Source organism: Nocardia sp. NPDC060255 (genome assembly GCF_042727395.1).
Lineage (GTDB): Bacteria > Actinomycetota > Actinomycetes > Mycobacteriales > Mycobacteriaceae > Nocardia.
In genome coordinates this window covers 152,043-167,896 of the sequence record NZ_JBHXAU010000005.1, presented here as the reverse complement: position 1 = coordinate 167,896, position 15,854 = coordinate 152,043, and the positions used below count along the sequence as shown (strand labels likewise).

Annotated in this window: 14 protein-coding genes; 6 read left to right on the top strand and 8 right to left on the bottom strand. The window is 66.5% G+C overall.

Annotated elements, in window-relative coordinates; genetic code table 11:
- The first annotated feature begins 353 nt into the window (after nt 1-353).
- Entirely contained in the window at nt 354-2,132 is a 1,779-nt protein-coding gene (locus tag ACFWF1_RS12580) for a helicase HerA-like domain-containing protein (protein ID WP_379285086.1), read from the top strand.
- An 81-nt stretch (nt 2,133-2,213) separates the two neighbouring features.
- Here ACFWF1_RS12580 and ACFWF1_RS12575 read toward each other — a convergent pair whose 3' ends face one another.
- The 5 genes from ACFWF1_RS12575 to ACFWF1_RS12555 form a co-directional block, all read right to left on the bottom strand.
- A complete protein-coding gene (locus ACFWF1_RS12575; RefSeq protein WP_379285087.1) occupies nt 2,214-3,482 on the bottom strand; it encodes a diaminopimelate decarboxylase family protein in 1,269 nt (422 codons plus the stop codon).
- Between the two features lie 184 nt (nt 3,483-3,666).
- On the bottom strand, nt 3,667-5,010 hold the full coding sequence (gene lysA / locus ACFWF1_RS12570) for a diaminopimelate decarboxylase (protein ID WP_379285088.1): 1,344 nt from the start codon (nt 5,008-5,010) through the stop codon (nt 3,667-3,669).
- A 153-nt stretch (nt 5,011-5,163) separates the two neighbouring features.
- On the bottom strand, nt 5,164-5,967 hold the full coding sequence (cmrA, locus tag ACFWF1_RS12565; RefSeq protein WP_379285089.1) for a mycolate reductase: 804 nt from the start codon (nt 5,965-5,967) through the stop codon (nt 5,164-5,166).
- A gap of 75 nt (nt 5,968-6,042) precedes the next feature.
- Entirely contained in the window at nt 6,043-6,690 is a 648-nt protein-coding gene (locus ACFWF1_RS12560) for a nucleoside deaminase (protein WP_379285090.1), read from the bottom strand.
- Between the two features lie 115 nt (nt 6,691-6,805).
- Entirely contained in the window at nt 6,806-8,167 is a 1,362-nt protein-coding gene (locus ACFWF1_RS12555) for an MFS transporter (RefSeq protein ID WP_379285091.1), read from the bottom strand.
- Nucleotides 8,168-8,416: 249 nt separating this feature from the next.
- On the opposite strand from ACFWF1_RS12555, the gene ACFWF1_RS12550 reads away from it, so the two are divergent.
- Nucleotides 8,417-8,974 (top strand): PadR family transcriptional regulator, encoded by a 558-nt coding sequence (locus ACFWF1_RS12550; RefSeq protein WP_379285092.1) that lies wholly within the window; start codon nt 8,417-8,419, stop codon nt 8,972-8,974.
- A 26-nt stretch (nt 8,975-9,000) separates the two neighbouring features.
- A complete protein-coding gene (locus tag ACFWF1_RS12545) occupies nt 9,001-11,031 on the top strand; it encodes an FAD-dependent oxidoreductase (RefSeq protein ID WP_379285093.1) in 2,031 nt (676 codons plus the stop codon).
- A 52-nt stretch (nt 11,032-11,083) separates the two neighbouring features.
- Here ACFWF1_RS12545 and ACFWF1_RS12540 read toward each other — a convergent pair whose 3' ends face one another.
- A complete protein-coding gene (locus tag ACFWF1_RS12540; protein WP_379285094.1) occupies nt 11,084-11,626 on the bottom strand; it encodes a hypothetical protein in 543 nt (180 codons plus the stop codon).
- 56 nt (nt 11,627-11,682) lie between these two features.
- Nucleotides 11,683-12,387 carry a helix-turn-helix domain-containing protein gene (locus ACFWF1_RS12535; protein WP_379285095.1) on the bottom strand — a complete coding sequence of 235 codons (705 nt, stop codon included), beginning with the start codon at nt 12,385-12,387 and terminating at the stop codon, nt 11,683-11,685.
- A 203-nt stretch (nt 12,388-12,590) separates the two neighbouring features.
- Here ACFWF1_RS12535 and ACFWF1_RS12530 point away from each other — a divergent pair, with 203 nt between their 5' ends.
- Together ACFWF1_RS12530 and ACFWF1_RS12525 are read left to right on the top strand one after the other, a co-directional pair.
- Nucleotides 12,591-13,799 (top strand): cytochrome P450, encoded by a 1,209-nt coding sequence (locus tag ACFWF1_RS12530; protein WP_379285096.1) that lies wholly within the window; start codon nt 12,591-12,593, stop codon nt 13,797-13,799.
- A gap of 17 nt (nt 13,800-13,816) precedes the next feature.
- Nucleotides 13,817-14,182 (top strand): VOC family protein, encoded by a 366-nt coding sequence (locus tag ACFWF1_RS12525; protein ID WP_379285097.1) that lies wholly within the window; start codon nt 13,817-13,819, stop codon nt 14,180-14,182.
- Between the two features lie 10 nt (nt 14,183-14,192).
- Here ACFWF1_RS12525 and ACFWF1_RS12520 read toward each other — a convergent pair whose 3' ends face one another.
- The gene (locus tag ACFWF1_RS12520) at nt 14,193-14,765 is read right to left on the bottom strand and encodes a hypothetical protein (protein ID WP_379285098.1); all 573 of its coding nucleotides are present in this window, start codon (nt 14,763-14,765) and stop codon (nt 14,193-14,195) included.
- Between the two features lie 230 nt (nt 14,766-14,995).
- Here ACFWF1_RS12520 and ACFWF1_RS12515 point away from each other — a divergent pair, with 230 nt between their 5' ends.
- Nucleotides 14,996-15,559 (top strand): hypothetical protein, encoded by a 564-nt coding sequence (locus ACFWF1_RS12515; RefSeq protein WP_379285099.1) that lies wholly within the window; start codon nt 14,996-14,998, stop codon nt 15,557-15,559.
- Nucleotides 15,560-15,854: the final 295 nt, after the last annotated feature.

Here is a 15,854-nt window from a genome sequence, read left to right as displayed (position 1 = left end):
ACCTGGGGTGCTGGGTTTTCGCGGCCCCCGGCGTTATCGCGTCCGAGCGGCCGCGACTAGCGACTTCGTCGCATGCGCTGCGGCCACTCGGACGCGAGACGGGCCGCGAACGGGCAATGCTCTGTCTCGCTTCGCTCGAAACCGGGGGTTGTGCAGCGTCTGATTGCGTAAGCGGGCAGGTCGCTGACCGTAAGTGCACCATTCGTCGGCGGGAGTCGATCATCCGGCAGGGGAGGCAAGCCCACGCGCGGGGCGCGCGGGGATACAGTTTCTGCAGATCGGCACAGGCGTTTTCGGTACGACAGCAAACACTGCGTTAGCAGTTCGAGTCAGACCCAGACGGAGGACGTGCGATGACAAGCCCCCAGGAGAAAGCGGCCGCGGCGCGTAAGGCTGCGGAGGAGGCGGCGAAGGTCGCGGCCGAGGCGGCGGCGGCCGCTGAGGCTGCGGAACGTGAGCTCGCCGAGCAAGAGGGCGAGAGCGGGGCCAAGGCGAAAGCGAAGGCCGAGAGCGCGGCGGCCAAGGCCGACCAGACCGCCGCTGCCGCCGCCGAAGCCGCGAGCAAGGCCGACCAGAAGAAGGCCGACGCCGACGCGGCGGATAAGCCGAGCGGGGGATCGGCTGCCGCGCAGGAGATCGCTGCCGGGTACGCGTTCGACGGGGTGGCGCTGGAACTGGGCACCGTGGTGGTCGACGGCGAGGTGGATCCCGCTGCGCGCGTGCGCATTCCGATGCGCACCATGAACCGGCACGGCCTGGTGGCCGGCGCGACCGGCACCGGTAAGACGAAGACGCTGCAGGGCATCGCCGAACAGCTTTCGGCCGCAGGCGTTCCCGTGGTGCTCGCCGACATCAAGGGCGACCTGTCCGGTCTGTCGCAGCCGGGCGCCGAGAACGACAAGCTGAGTGCGCGGGCCGCCGAGACCGGCGCGGAGAACTGGAAGCCAACCGGCTTCCCGACCGAATTCGTCTCGCTCGGCACCAACGGCATCGGCGTCCCGATCCGCGCCACCATCACCTCGTTCGGCCCGGTGCTGCTCAGTAAGGTGCTGGGGCTCAACGAGACTCAGGAATCCACGCTCGGCCTGATCTTCCACTGGGCGGACAAGAACGGTCTCGCGCTGCTCGACCTCAAGGACCTGCGCGCGGTGATCACGCACCTCACCAGCGCCGAGGGTAAGGAGGACCTGAAGGGCATCGGCGGCGTCTCCGCGGCCACCGCGGGCGTCATCCTGCGGTCGCTGGTGAACCTGGAGGCCGACGGCGGCGACACGTTCTTCGGTGAGCCAGAACTGGATCCGAGCGATCTGGTGCGTGTCGCGGGCGGGCAGGGCGTCATCACGCTGTTCGAGCTCGGCGCGCAGGCGGCCCGGCCGGTGATGTTCTCCACCTTCCTGATGTGGGTGCTCGCCGACCTGTTCCAGACGCTGCCCGAGGTCGGTGATGTGGATAAGCCCAAGCTGGTCTTCATCTTCGACGAGGCGCACCTGCTGTTCGCGGACGCGTCGAAGGCGTTCCTGGATCAGGTGGAGCAGACCGTCAAACTGATCCGCTCCAAGGGGGTCGGTGTGTTCTTCTGCACCCAGCTGCCCACCGATATACCGAATCAGGTGCTGTCCCAACTGGGTGCGCGCATCCAGCACGCGCTGCGCGCCTTCACCCCGGACGATCAGAAGGCGCTGTCCAAGACGGTGCGCACGTATCCCAAGACCAGCACCTATGACCTGGAGAAGGCACTCACCTCGCTCGGCACCGGTGAGGCTGTCGTGACGGTACTTTCGGAGAAGGGTGCGCCGACTCCGGTGGCGTGGACCAGGATTCAGCCGCCTCGCTCACTGATGGACACCATCGGCGACGACGCGATCAAGTCGCGCGCACTGTCCAGTTCACTGCACAGCAAGTACGGCCAGACCATCGATCGCGAATCGGCCTACGAGATCCTGGCCGCGAAAGTCGCTGCGGCAGACCAGAGCCCGCAGTCCGCCCCGGCTCCAGGGCGTTCGCCGAAGGAGGAGGACTCCACCGCCGAGCGCATCATGAAGAACCCTGCCGTCAAGAGCTTCCTGCGCTCCGCGGCGACCGCCGCAGGCCGCGAGATCAGCCGCAGCATCTTCGGCACGCGAAAGCGCTGACAGCCGCACGTTTCTCGATTTCCCGCACCTGGAATCGCATGCAATTCCAGGTGCGGGAAATCAGAAGGCGTGCGGCGGTCGTCAGCTCGCGTCGCGGTCGAGCAGGTCCGGCTCGCGGCGCACGAGTTGCGCGTAGTGGCCCTCGCGGACCGCGATGACGCGGGTGCGCGGGGACCCGTGCTGGTAGGCGCCGGTGCACGGCACGGCGAGCAGCTCGCCCATCCGCAGGTCGGCGGGGAGCCGGGCGTCGGTGGCGAGGATGACATCGCCCGCGCGCCCCGCGACCGTCGCGGTCACCAGTGGACCGCTGGCCCGCCGGTTCGCCACCACCATGCCCGCGAAATCGCCTGTCCTGGTGCGGGTCTCGCTGTCGATGACGACGGAGACGTGCCCGCCGTCGCTGTACTTGACCGACAGCACCCGATACAGGGTGACCCCGGCCCTTGCCACGATCCCGCGCCCCGGCTCGAGCGCGACGTTCGGTCGCGGGAAGTGCTGCCGCGCGCACGCCGCGTCGAGGGCGTCCTCGATGATGGCGGACAGCTCGGTGAGATTCATTTCGGCGTCGCCGTTGCGGTAGGCGATCGCGTGCCCGCCGCCGAGGTCGAGATCGGTCAGGATGCGGTCGTGATCGTGCCGGACCAGCGCCATCTCGGCGACCATCCGCCGGATCGCCTCGCCGTAGTGATCCGGGTTGTAGATCTGCGAGCCGAGGTGGCAGTGCAAGCCGATCAGATCGAGCATCGGCGTGCCGAGCACCCGCGCCACGGCCGCGGCGGTGGCGTCGCCGAGCGGGAAGCCCGCCGCAGTGTCCTGCGCCGAGTCCCGTTCGATACCGGGCGAAACGCGCAAGAGCACCCGCTGCGGCCGGTCGGCGACGGCGGCGAGCAGGTCGAGCTCGGCCAGCGAGCCGACCACGATCCGGCCGACCCGCCGGGCGACCGCGATCGCCAGCGTCTCCCGGGATACGCCGTTGGCGTGCAGGATGATTCGCCTCGGATCGACGCCCGCGTCGAACGCGGCGATCAGCTCGCCGGGCGAGCACACGACCACCGAGAGCCCCTCGCCGGTGATCCAGTCGGCGACCGCGCCGATCAGCAACGCCGTTGCGGCGTAGGCGATCTCGGCCTCGGGGAAGGTCTTGCGATACGCGCGGCAGCGCTGTCGCACCTCCCGCTCGTCGAGCACCCGCGCGGCGGTGCCGTAGGTTTCGGCGATGTCGCTCAGCGCGACGCCACCGACGACGATCCGGCCCTCGGCGTCATAGCGCGCATCGGAGGGCCATACCGCGGAATCCAGGTGCGCGGCCGTGCCCGACCGCGTTGGCGCGAAGAAGTCCACAAGCGTCACGGTGCTCTCCTGATCCGCTCCCCGCTTTCTCCATCTGCGGGGCCTACCAAGAACTACGCCCCGGAACCGGGCGCGGGAAGGGCGCTTAGCGCAACATTGACCACCCCCGAGCTGATCTTGACGGATCGCTGACACGCCGGCCGCGCGGCGGGAAAGCCGCGCGGTCCGGGGTGGGTCGGTCAGCTCAGCAGCCGATGTCGCGGCACATCAGGTCCGCGACGGTCTCCCGGCGCACCAGCTCCCGGCACTGCCCGTGGTACACCGCGACGATCGGCGGGCGGCCGACGCTGTTGTAAGACGAGGCCAGGCTGTGGTGGTAGGCGCCGGTGCACGGCATCGCGAGCACCTCGCCGGGCCGCAGGTCGACCGGCAGCTGCACGTCGGTGGCCAGGATGTCGCCGGACTCGCAGAAGCGGCCCGCCACCGTCGCGGTCATGCTCGTGCAGGTCGGGTGCCGGTTGGCCACGACGACGCTGTAGCGGGCGCCGTACAGCGCGACGCGCGGGTTGTCGCTCATGCCGCCGTCGACGGTGACATAGGTATGGCCGCCCTCGATGTGCTTGACCGACAGCACCCGGTACAGCGTCACGCCGGCGTGCGCGACGATGGCGCGTCCGGGCTCCAGCGAGATATTCGGGCGCGGGAAGTGCTGGCGCGCGCAGGCCGCGTCGAGGGCGTCCTCGATGATGGCGGCGAGTTCGCCGAGGTTCATCTCGGCGTCGCCGGTGCGGTAGGCGACCGCGTGGCCGCCGCCGAGGTCGAGCTCGGTGAGCAGGTGTCCGTGGTCTTCGCGGACCCGCGCCATCTCGGCGATCACCCGGCGCACGGCCTCGCCGTAGTAGTCCGGGTCGCTGATCTGCGAGCCGAGGTGGCAGTGGAAGCCGATCAGGTTCAGCTTCGGCTGCCGCATGATCCGCGCGACCGCCTCCGCGGCGGTGTCGCCGCCGATCGGGAAACCGAACTTCTGATCGGTGACGCCGGTGCGTACCGCGGGGTGCCCGTGCACGTCGATGCCGGGGGACAGGCGCAGCAGCACATTCTGCGAGTCGGTGACCAACGCGGAGAGCAGCGTGATCTCGGCCAGCGAGTCGACCACGATCCGGCCGACCCCGGCCTTGATCGCGGCGGTCAGTTCGTCGAACGACTTTCCGTTGCCGTGCATGATGATTCGGCGCGGGGCGACGCCGGCGGCGAGCGCGATGGCCAGCTCGCCGGACGAGCACACGTCCACCGACAGTCCCTCCTGGGAGACCCAGTTGGCGACCGCGCGGATCATCAACGCCTTGCCCGCGTAGATGATTTCGGCCTCGGGGAAAGCCTTGCGGTAGGCCCGGCAGCGCTCCCTTACCTCGCGCTCGTCCAGGACATAGGTCGGAGTGCCGTACTGATCTGCGATGTCGGCCAGTGCTACCCCGCCGATCGTGATCCGGCCCGCGTCGTCGTAATGCGTGTCGCGCGGCCATACGGCCGAGTCGAGGCGTGAGGGCATCCCCGACTTCAGCGACGGGAAGATTTCCAGCAGCGTCACGGTGTCTCCTGTGTGCGCCCCCGCTATTCCGTATGCGGGGCCGCTGTCAGGACTACGCCGCTTTCCTCTTGGGCAAACGTTCAGCTTACGAGTGCTTGACGACCGGAAGCCCGATCTTGACGGATCCCTGACCCGGTCGTGACGGGGGTCTCCCTAACCGCCGAGCTTCTTGTAGAAGGCGCCCGCGATCGGCGCGGTCATCGCGCGCGGACCGTACTGGCCCGCCACGCTCATTCCCTTGCTGATCAGGCCCGGAACGATCCGCATCTTGTTGCGGGCCAGCGCGTCGATGGACACCTTCGCGGTGTACTCCGAGGACACCCACATGAAGTCGGGCACCAGCCGGTCCACGATCGACGCGTCGGCCGGATCCGGCACATCGGTGCGCACCGGGCCCGGCGCGAGCAGCGTGACATTGACGCCGGAGCCCTTGAGTTCACCGCGCAGCGACTCGGAGAAGGTATTGGCGAACGCCTTACTGGCCGCGTACGTGGCATTGTTCGGAATCGGCATGTTCCCCGCCGCCGACCCGCTGATCAAGATGCCGCCACCGCCGCGAGCGATCATCCCCGGCAGCACCGCGAGCGTAAGATCGTGCACCGCAACAGCATTCAGCTCCATCTGGGAGCGCTCGTAACCCGGGTCCAACTCGGCGACCGCCCCGAACGTGGCAATCCCCGCGTTGTTGCACAAAATCGCGATATCGCGCGCCGACAACTCCTCCACCAGCGCCCCACGCTGCGCCCGATCGGCCAGGTCCACCGCCCGCACCTCGGCCGCGATCCCATGCGCCAACGTCAACCGCTGCGCCAACTCGGTGAGCACCTCACCCCGCCGCGCCACCAGGATCAACGAATACCCGCGCGCAGCAAGTTCAGCGGCCAGCGCCATACCGATACCAGACGAGGCACCGGTAACAACCGCACGATTCTCAGAAGTAGGGGAGGGCAAGCTCACGCCAGGAGCCTATGCGATCTGCCCCCGCCGACCCCCACCACCCGACCTGCGGACCAGCCAAGGGGGCCCAACTACCTAGTCGAGGTGGCTCGTGCCGAGCAGTTCGCCGATGGCCGCGGGCAGTGTCAACTTCACCAGGTAAGCGAGGCGGTCGGCATCGTCGCCGAGCGCACGCCCGAGCCGCGCAGCGCGTGGTGCCATCTGCTCGCGCGCTGTGACGGCATCGCTAGCGCCGCGTCCCCTAGCGGTCTGAAAAGCCACCGACAACGCCGTCTGCCAGCACGCTGGCCACCCCGGCTGCGGTCCGTCGAAACGGGGCCAACGCAGGCTCACGGCAGCGCTGAGTTCAGGGAGCCGCTCGGCACCTGCCCACATCGGATCCGCCGCCAAAAACCGCACCTCACCACACCGCGCGGTCATCGCGGCCGCAGCACACAGCGGACACGGTTGCAACGAACTCCAGAGCGTCGAATCGCGCTGGTCGCCCGGTGCGATCTGGGCCAGAGCATTGACTTCCGCATGCGCCAACGCGGTGCCTGCCAACTGACCCACCGGCCCCGCCTGATCGTGAAACCTGCTGCGCCCCAGCGCTATCACCGCGCCGTCGCTATCTGTGACCGCCGCACCCACCGGCGAATTCCCCGCACAGAACGCCGCCCACCCCTCCTCGAGGGATAGCTGCCACGGCAGCTCCAACGCCATCAGATCGGCGGATTCGCACACGGCATCGATGTTGGCACGCCCACACGAATCCTTGTGGTGGTCGAGGGGGAACTGGTGCTGGTATCGCCCGAGAGCTGACTTGCACCAGTTCCCTCTCGGCTGGGCGTTGGCGCGGTTAGGCGGGGTGCTCGTCTGTTGAGGGGGGTGTGGCGATCGCGGTGGGATCGGGGGAGTGGACGGGGAGTAGGGCGAGGAGGCCTAGGGCTAGGACGAGGGTTAGGCCGATGATGCCTGCTCGGTCGTTGTCGAAGAACCAGACGAAGAGGCCGAAGAAGGTGGGGGCGAGGACGGAGACGGCTCGGCCGGTGGTGGTGTAGAGGCCGAAGAGTTGGCCCTCGCGGCCGGGTGGGGCGAGGCGGGTGAGGAAGGAACGGGCCGAGGATTGGGCGGGGCCGACGAAGACGGTGAGGAGGAGGCCGAAGATCCAGAACATCAAGGGGCCGGAGACTACGAGTAGGGCGAGGCCGCAGATGATCATCGAGGCGAGGGAGACGACGATGACGATCTTCGGGCCGCCGCGGTCGTCGAATCGGCCCGCGACGATCGCGCCCAGGGCGGCAACGACATTGGCGGCGATGCCGAACAGGAGGACGTCGGAGTCGGCGATGTCGTATACCCGGACCGCAAGCACCGCACCGAAAGTGAACACGCCGGCGAGTCCGTCGCGGAAGATCGCGCTGGCGATCAGGAAGCCCGCGGTGCGCCGGTCGGCGGCCCACAGTTCGCGCAGGTCGCGCACCAATACTCGATAGGACCCGAAGAACCCGGCGCTGGCGGCACCGGGATCGGCGTCGGTGCGCGGCAATTCGGGCACCGCGAACAGCACGGGCAGCGCGAACGCGGCGAACCAGAGCGCCGCCACGATGGCGACCAGCCGGATGTTGAGCCCGTCGTCGGTGGGGATGCCGAGCACGCCGCGACTGTCACCGCTGCCGGAGATGAAGCCGAAGTAGCAGATCAACAGCAGGAAGATGCCGCCGAAATAGCCCATCGCCCAGCCAAATCCGGACACCCGGCCGACCGTCGCGGGTGTCGACACCTGACGCAGCATGGCGTTGTAGGGCACGCCGGCCAGCTCGAAGAACGCCGAGCCGAACCCGAGCAGCACCAGCCCGAGCCACAGATAGTGGTAGTCGTCGTGCACGAAGAACATCAGCGTCATCGACCCGATGCAGAGCCCGGTCAAAACGGCAAGGGAGCGTTTACGTTTCGCGGACGCGTCGAACCACTGCCCGCTCACCGGCGCCGTCACCGCGACAACCAGCCCCGCGATCCCGAGCGCCCAGCCCAACCACGCGCTCGGCGAAATCCCGCCGGGCAGATCGTCACCGACCTTGTCGGTCAGATACACCGAGAACACGAACGTCAGGATCACCGCGTTGAACGCCGACGATCCCCAGTCCCAGAACCCCCAAGCCACCACGTGCCCGCGCCCCGCGGCCTGCCCCACCGTCGCCCGCGCGTCCACCTCACTCATGGCGCCACCTTGCTAGCGCTCGGCTCCGCCATGCGCGAGGCACAGTGCAACACTGTTCGCTCGCTCTGCTCACTCACGACCGCTCCTCGCAGACGCCCGGCTTGACGATGCGCGCTGCACCACACTTCGCTCACTCATTGCCGCGCAGCCTAGTGCGATTTCGCCCGCACAACGGGGTCAACGACCGACACTAAACCTGAGGTATGCACTCAGTTGCATAGTGCCGAGTGTCACGGCTACTCTTGCCGCATGGCCCTCGAGCACGCGTTGCTGGTTTCGCTGACCGAGCGGGCCGGCTCGGGGTATGAGCTGGCCCGCCGCTTCGACAAGTCCATCGGGTACTTCTGGAGCGCGACGCATCAGCAGATCTATCGCGTGCTCAAGCGCATGGAGGAATCCGGCTGGCTGAACAGCGAGTCGGTGACCCAGGAGGGCAGGCCGGACAAGAAGGTGTACGCGGTGAGCGCGGCGGGCCGTGGCGAACTGGCCCGCTGGATCGCCGAACCGTCCGACACCGGTACCCCGCGCAACGAGCTCGCGGTCAAGATCCGGGCCGCCGCCTACGGCGATATCGGCGCGCTGCGCACCGAGGTCTCCCGCCATCGCGACGAACACGCCCAGCGCCTCGAGGTGTATCGCCTCATCGAGAAACGCGACTTTCCGGCACCGGATCAGCTTTCCGGTACGGCTCTGCACCAGTACCTCGTCCTGCGCGCGGGCGTCCGCGTGGAGGCGGGGTTCGTCGAATGGTGCGACGAAGTTCTGCACGCCCTGCATCCGCCCGCGACAGCCCCGCGCGCGGATTGACCAACGGAGAAAGGTGAGACTCGCCGATGAGTTCATACCCTCATTTATTCGAGCCTCTTGAACTCGGCTTCACCACCTTGCGTAATCGCGTGGTGATGGGGTCGATGCACACCGGTCTGGAAGACCGCGCGTGGGACACCAACAAGCTGGCCGCCTACTTCGCCGAACGTGCCCGTGGCGGTGTGGGTCTCATCATCACCGGCGGTTACGCACCCAATCGCACCGGCTGGCTGCTGCCGTTCGGCGCCAAGCTGACCAACAAGTCCGAGGCCTACCGGCATCGGGCGATCACCAAGGCGGTGCACAAGGAGGGCGGCAAGATCGCCATCCAGATCCTGCACGCCGGTCGCTACTCCTATATGCCCGGCAGTGTTTCGGCGTCATCGATCAAGGCGCCGATCAACCCGTTCCGGCCGCGCAAGCTCTCGGCCAAGGGGGTCGAGCAGACCATCGACGATTACGCGCGCTGCGCCAAGCTAGCCCAGTTCGCCGGTTATGACGGCTGCGAGATCATGGGTGGTGAAGGCTATTTCATCAATCAGTTCCTCGCGCCGCGCACCAACAAGCGCACCGACAAGTGGGGTGGCTCGCCGGAGAACCGGCGCCGCATCGCGGTGGAGATCGTGCGCCGCACCCGCGCCGCGGTCGGCCCCGACTTCATCATCGTGTTCCGGCTCTCCATGGCCGAGCTGGTCGAGAAGGGCCAGACGTTCGACGAGATCGTCGCGCTGGCAAAGGAACTCGAAGCCGCGGGCGCGAACATCCTGAACACCGACATCGGCTGGCACGAGGCACGGGTGCCTACCATCGTGACCTCGGTGCCGCGTGCGGCTTTCGTCGAGTTCACCGCGAAAATCACCGAGCAGGTGAACATTCCGGTCTGCGCGTCCAACCGGATCAACATGCCGGAGATCGCCGAGGAGATCCTGACTCGCGGTGACGCGCAGCTGATTTCGCTGGCCCGCCCGTTCCTCACCGACCCCGAGTGGGTCAACAAGGCCAAGCAGGACCGGGTCGACGAGATCAACACCTGCATCGCCTGCAACCAGGCCTGCCTGGACCACGCCTTCGTGCACAAGACGGTGTCCTGCCTGCTGAACCCGCGCGCCGGACACGAGACCGAGCTGAAGCTGCTGCCTACCCGGCGCACCAAGCGCGTCGCGGTCGTCGGCGCGGGCCCGGCCGGGCTGTCCGCGGCGGTCAACCTGGCCGAGCGCGGCCATCACGTCGACCTGTTCGAGGCCGACGACAAGATCGGCGGCCAGTTCGACATCGCCCGTCGCATTCCGGGCAAGGAAGAGTTCAACGAGTCGATCCGGTACTACCGTCGTAAGCTCGAAATCACCGGCGTGACGGTGCATTTGAACAAGCGGGTGACCGCCGCCGAACTCATCGCCGCCCGGTACGACGAGGTGGTGCTCGCCACCGGCGTGAAGCCGCGCATCCCGAACATTCCCGGCATCGATCACCCGATGGTGCTGTCCTATGCCGAACTGGTCCGCGAGGAGCGCCCGGTCGGCAAGCGGGTCGCGGTGATCGGCGCGGGTGGTATCGGCTATGACGTGAGCGAATTCCTCACCGTCGAGGGGCATCCCACGCTGAAGCTCGATGAGTGGAAAGAGGAGTGGGGCGTCACCGCCGACGACGAGCAGGTGCGGGGTCAGCTCACCAAGCCGAAGCCGTCGCCCGCTGCCCGTGAAGTCGTGCTGCTGCAACGCAAGTCGAGCCCGTTCGGCAAGGACCTGGGCAAGACCACCGGCTGGGTGCACCGCGCCGCGTTGAAGGCCAAGGGCGTCGATCACATCGGCGGCGTGAACTACGAGCGCATCGACGACAACGGCCTGCACATCAGCTTCGGCGAGAAACGTCAACGCCCGCAACTGATCCCGGTCGACAACGTGATCATCTGCGCGGGCCAGGAATCCGTCCGCGATCTGGAGGACGAGTTGCGTGCCGCCGGCGTGAACCTCTACCTCATCGGCGGCGCCGAACTCGCCTCCGAGCTGGATGCCAAACGCGCCATCGATCAGGGCACCCGCCTGGCCGCTCGTCTCTGAACGGTGCTCGGTGTCGTTACCTGTTGCCGGGCAACGACACCGAGCCCCTGGGTCAGCCGAGATCCCAATTGCCCCTGCGCGGGTCGCCCCACGTGGTGCTCTGTTTGATGATCAGGGTGCGCCCGTCTTCGGTGCCCACACAAAGGTTGTCCAGGTAGTTGTCGGCCGAGCAGATGAGCGCGTTCTGGAATGGTGCACCCGCACTCACGGGTTGGACGTCCCAGACCTGCCTGGGGCTGGAGGAGCACGGTGTCACGCTGACCCGCGCACCGATACCGTGATAACTACTGGTCAGACACCCATTCCGGCCATTATGTATGCGGACGACACGGAACGCGTGCGGATCATCCCGAACCTTGAGCTCACCCCACCGCTGACTGGGAATCATGCTGGTGAAAAGGTCCGACTGCCACTGACATTCCCCCAACTCGACGCCACCGTTCCCGAGATCGGTCACACACTTGTCGGCAAACCGGTTGTACAGATACGGCGTAATGGTCGTGGGCGGATGCACAGCGTTCGCAGCGCCACTACCAACGATCGCCCCAGCGGCGATTATCGTGCCGGCCAGGGCGGCAAGTCTCGAAATCTTCATGCCGGTGAGCGTCGCCCCCGCACCTTTCACAGGCGTCTCAGCACGATTTCGCGCAGCTACGGCCCCGATCCGCTCACCCGGTGCCAGCGTTCGACGACCAAGACCATCTCCCGGCCGAGATAGTCGAGGTATCGGCTTATCTCGTCCAACCGGACGCCGGCAGGCGTCGTCACACCGAGGAGCTCGGCCCCGCGGCGGGCCGCCTCGACCCGTACCCCGGCGGCACGGGCGAGGTTCAACGTGGTGCGATACCACGTGTCGTCATCGATGCAGTACAGGTCGCGGCGTCGCGAATCACGTTCCCGGCGAATGAGATCCCGCTGCTCCAGCGCGCCGACGGCGGTGGAGATCGAGGCCGGGCTCACGTCGAGTTGCCGCACCAACTCGGCGGCGGTGAGACTGCCCGAATCCGCGAGGTGCAGACACGTCATGATCCGGGCTTGCATCCTGGGCATGCCGTCGAACACGAACAACTCGGTGAAGTGTGCCGCGAAATCGCGTATCGCATCGTTGTCGGCCGCGAATCCCGCTGCGGCCGGTTGTTGCACCGAGGCCGCCCTGCTGCGGCGGGCCCGCACCGCGGTGGCGCGGTGCGCTCGGTCCGCGCGATAACGACCGGGTCCGCCGTTGCGGGTCACCTCACGGCTGATCGTCGAGGCAGGCCGTTCGAGCTGGCCTGCGATCTGGGTGTAGCCCAGTCCGTCGGCCAGTCCGGCCGCAATACATTCCCGCTCGTGCAGCGTGAGCCGGCCTCCTGGCATTGGTTCTCCTTCTCGATGCGTTCAGCGACATCTCATTGCATGTCGGGTGCCCGACATTTGCGTTCGACGGCAAGGTCATTGCACGGATGAAATCGAATTTACCTGCGGTAATCGAGAATTGCAGCACGGCTTCCGTTGAGTAATCACTGAACGCAACCTAGCGTTCGGCGCATACTGAAACTTGTGCGCCAGTGAGGAATTCAATGACCGAGCCGCTGACCACCGTTGTCTCGTTGCCTACCGCTCAGCCTGCGGGCTGTCCCTTCGATCCACCCACCGAACTGGCGCCCATTCGTGAGCGGAATCCGTTGACCCGCATGGTGTTTCCGGATGGCCACCACGGCTGGCTGGCGACCGGGCACGCCACGGTGCGGACGATCCTGGCCGATCCGCGTTTCAGCGTGCGACCCGAGCTGATGCACTCCGCGCTGGCGGACCTTGGCCAACTGCCCCCGGCGCCGCCGGGCGCTTTCCTCAACCTGGACGCCCCCGAGCACACTCGCTATCGAAAGCTGTTGGCAGGCAAGTTCACTGTCCGGCGCATGCGGCTGCTCACCGGGCGGGTCGCGCAGATCAGCGCCGATTGTCTCGACGCCATGGAACATGCCGGTGGTCCAGTGGATCTGGTGACCGCATTCGCCCTTCCGGTACCAGCGCTGATCATCTGTGAACTACTCGGCGTGCCGGCAGCCGATCGGGATCGTTTCCAGCGCCTGGTGGCCGACTTGGTCGGCAAGCTGAACGATCTGGCCGTCCTCCCGGACGAACACTTCGAACAAGGCCTCATCACCTTCGAGGAGACCCAGGAATACCTGCGGGACCTGATCGCCGCCAAACGGACCGAACCGACCGACGACCTGCTCAGCGATCTGACCGCCACCGATCTCGCGGACGTCGAACTCGCCGGAGTAGCCGCGCTGTTGATGATCGGCGGATTCGAGACCACGGCGAATACGTTGGCACTCAGCACTTTTGCACTGCTGTGCCACCCAGAACAGCTGGCCGCGCTGCGCACCGAACCCGACCGTGCCGTGGCGGAGCTGCTGCGCTACCTGACTGTCGTACATACCATGACCCGCGCCGCCCTCGCGGATGTCGAACTGGCCGGACAAGTGATCAAAGCCGGTGAGACGGTGGCGCTTTCACTACAGGCGGCCAATCGCGATCCGGCCGTGTTCGACCGTCCCGACAGCCTCCAGTTACGACGCAATGCGGTGGGACACCTGGGGTTCGGCCACGGCATCCACCAGTGCCTCGGCCAGCAGCTGGCGCGGGTCGAGCTGCGCACCGCGCTGCCCGCCTTGATGTCTCGGTTTCCGACCCTGCGCCTCGCGGTGCCCGCGAACGAGGTTCGGATGCGGCCGGACGGTATCGGTGTCTGTGGTGTGCGGCAACTTCTGGTCACCTGGTAGACCGCTATGTTTGACCGATGGGATCAGTTAAACAGTTCCAAGTCACTTTTGACTGCGCAGAACCAGAGCGTGTTGCTCATTTCTGGTGCGAGGTGTTGGGGTATGAGTATCAGGGCTCGGGCGCCATCGATCCCTCGGGGGTTGGGCCGCGGCTGTACTTTCAGCGCGTTCCCGAAGGCAAGGCAGTAAAGAATCGGGTGCATCTCGATGTGCGGGTCGGCACTGGGCTCGTGGGTGAAGAGCGGCTGGCGGCGCTCGAGGCCGAGTGTGTGCGGTTGGTCGGCCTCGGCGCGGTTCGAGGGGAATTGCTGCGTGCCGATGGTGTCAACGAGTCGTGTCAGTTGATGCAGGACGTCGAGGGCAACGAGTTCTGTCTCGACTGAGGGGGAGACGTCAGCGGGTTGGGATGCCGCTGTGCTCGGCGCCGACCATCACGCCCATGAGCACTGCGGGATCGTCGCGGTCGTTGCGCCAGGCGTGTACGACGCCGTTGATCACCAGCCAGTCGCCTGGTTTCAGGTGGATCTCGTTGTCCTCCAAGAGAAATACCGATTCGCCGGACAGCTGGAGTACGCAGTCGACGGTGGCGCTGGCGTGCATGCCGGTGATGCCGGGGCGGGTGCCGTAGCTGCCCGGCGGGTTCGGGTCGACCAGGAAGCCGAGCTGAGCTAGGAGCTCCGGGTCGAATAGTTCGGGCTTGTCCGACAACGTATCTGGGTTGTATTTCGGCGGTAGTGCCATCTTGATGATCTTGACGCCGGTGGACGGCGGGAACTGTGCGTCGCCGACCTTCGGAGCGGTGCCGTCGTTCGGGAGGGCCACGGGGGCGTCTGCGGCCCAGATCGCCCAGCGCCCACCGAATTCCGGTGGTGACACGGAGGGCACCTGTTCGTCGTCGACCACGATGGCTTTGCCTGTGCTGTCGTGACCGGTGACGACACGGCGAATGGGTTCGTAATCAGTCATAACCCCACCTTGCTCGCGAGCCGATCCAGTCGCAAGTGAATATTGACCGGCGGTCCAGTTGAATCGGGATGGGTTGCTACGGAACCGGTTGCGCGCCTCCTGTCAGGCAGCCGACGTCGAGCCGTCGCGATGCCGCGTGCACCGTGTGAGAGCGCGGTGAAACTCGCGTGAGACTGCCGCCGCAGAGACTTCGATGGCATTCATCCATCGGCCAAATACCGGGGGCACCAATGAAATCCTTGATCAGCACCTTCGCCGCGGCACGGACGGCCACGCTGGCCTTGATCGCCGCGGCCGTCGCCACCACCACCGTCGGCGCGGCCGGTCCCGCGCACGCTGAGTTCGCGTACTGGCTCATGTACAACCGAGGTACCGGCCAGTGCATGACCACCGAGAACGACCCGCACAACGGAATCGGCGGCACCGCCCGATTCGCCCCGTGCAATGCCAACGATCGCCGCCAGTGGTGGCTGCGCGCGACGACCGGACCGGACACGATCGCGTTCAGTACGCGCGAACTCACCTCGCGGGGCAAACATCAGTGCGTCGAAAATGCGCCGGGCGGTTGGGGTTTGGCCTTCCTCGCTGACTGCGATAGCGGGAACTACCGGCAGAACTTCACCCTCGAGTACGTCTTCTTTCCGGACGGCAAGGCCAGCACGGTCTACAAGGCCGCGCTGGACACCCGCCGCCTGAGTGTTCCGGTCGCGGCGGGCACGTCCTACGTCACGATCCGCAATGGCTTCCCGAACGAAGACGCGCGGATGCAATGGGACCAGCTCGCCACGCCCTGACATCCGAAGGTCGCGCGATCAGCACGTTGAGGGGCGTGCTGATCGCGTCGGGTATGTAACTCATGGTTATCGATGCTCATGACTAGGTGTGATCGTGCGGTGTGCACTCTGGTGCGGCGGCCGGTCCGTCATGGCTCTGTCTTGGCGCAACTCGCAATCTTGTGAAATACCCGGCTCGATAGCATCTTTGACCTCTCGGCGCGCACTCGATGATCTCCTGATGAGAGAGATCCTGCGTCAGTTTCTCAAAGTCGATCCGCTACCTCGCTGAACTTGCTAAGTTAATGACTATTCT

Coding starts and splice junctions, on each gene's coding strand:
- ACFWF1_RS12515 (WP_379285099.1), top strand. CDS start 14,996: ATGAAATCCTTGATCAGCACCTTCGCCGCGGCACGGACGGCCACGCTG.
- ACFWF1_RS12535 (WP_379285095.1), bottom strand. CDS start 12,387: ATGCCAGGAGGCCGGCTCACGCTGCACGAGCGGGAATGTATTGCGGCC.
- ACFWF1_RS12520 (WP_379285098.1), bottom strand. CDS start 14,765: ATGACTGATTACGAACCCATTCGCCGTGTCGTCACCGGTCACGACAGC.
- ACFWF1_RS12555 (WP_379285091.1), bottom strand. CDS start 8,167: ATGAGTGAGGTGGACGCGCGGGCGACGGTGGGGCAGGCCGCGGGGCGC.
- ACFWF1_RS12525 (WP_379285097.1), top strand. CDS start 13,817: ATGGGATCAGTTAAACAGTTCCAAGTCACTTTTGACTGCGCAGAACCA.
- ACFWF1_RS12580 (WP_379285086.1), top strand. CDS start 354: ATGACAAGCCCCCAGGAGAAAGCGGCCGCGGCGCGTAAGGCTGCGGAG.
- ACFWF1_RS12530 (WP_379285096.1), top strand. CDS start 12,591: ATGACCGAGCCGCTGACCACCGTTGTCTCGTTGCCTACCGCTCAGCCT.
- ACFWF1_RS12540 (WP_379285094.1), bottom strand. CDS start 11,626: ATGAAGATTTCGAGACTTGCCGCCCTGGCCGGCACGATAATCGCCGCT.
- ACFWF1_RS12550 (WP_379285092.1), top strand. CDS start 8,417: ATGGCCCTCGAGCACGCGTTGCTGGTTTCGCTGACCGAGCGGGCCGGC.
- ACFWF1_RS12545 (WP_379285093.1), top strand. CDS start 9,001: ATGAGTTCATACCCTCATTTATTCGAGCCTCTTGAACTCGGCTTCACC.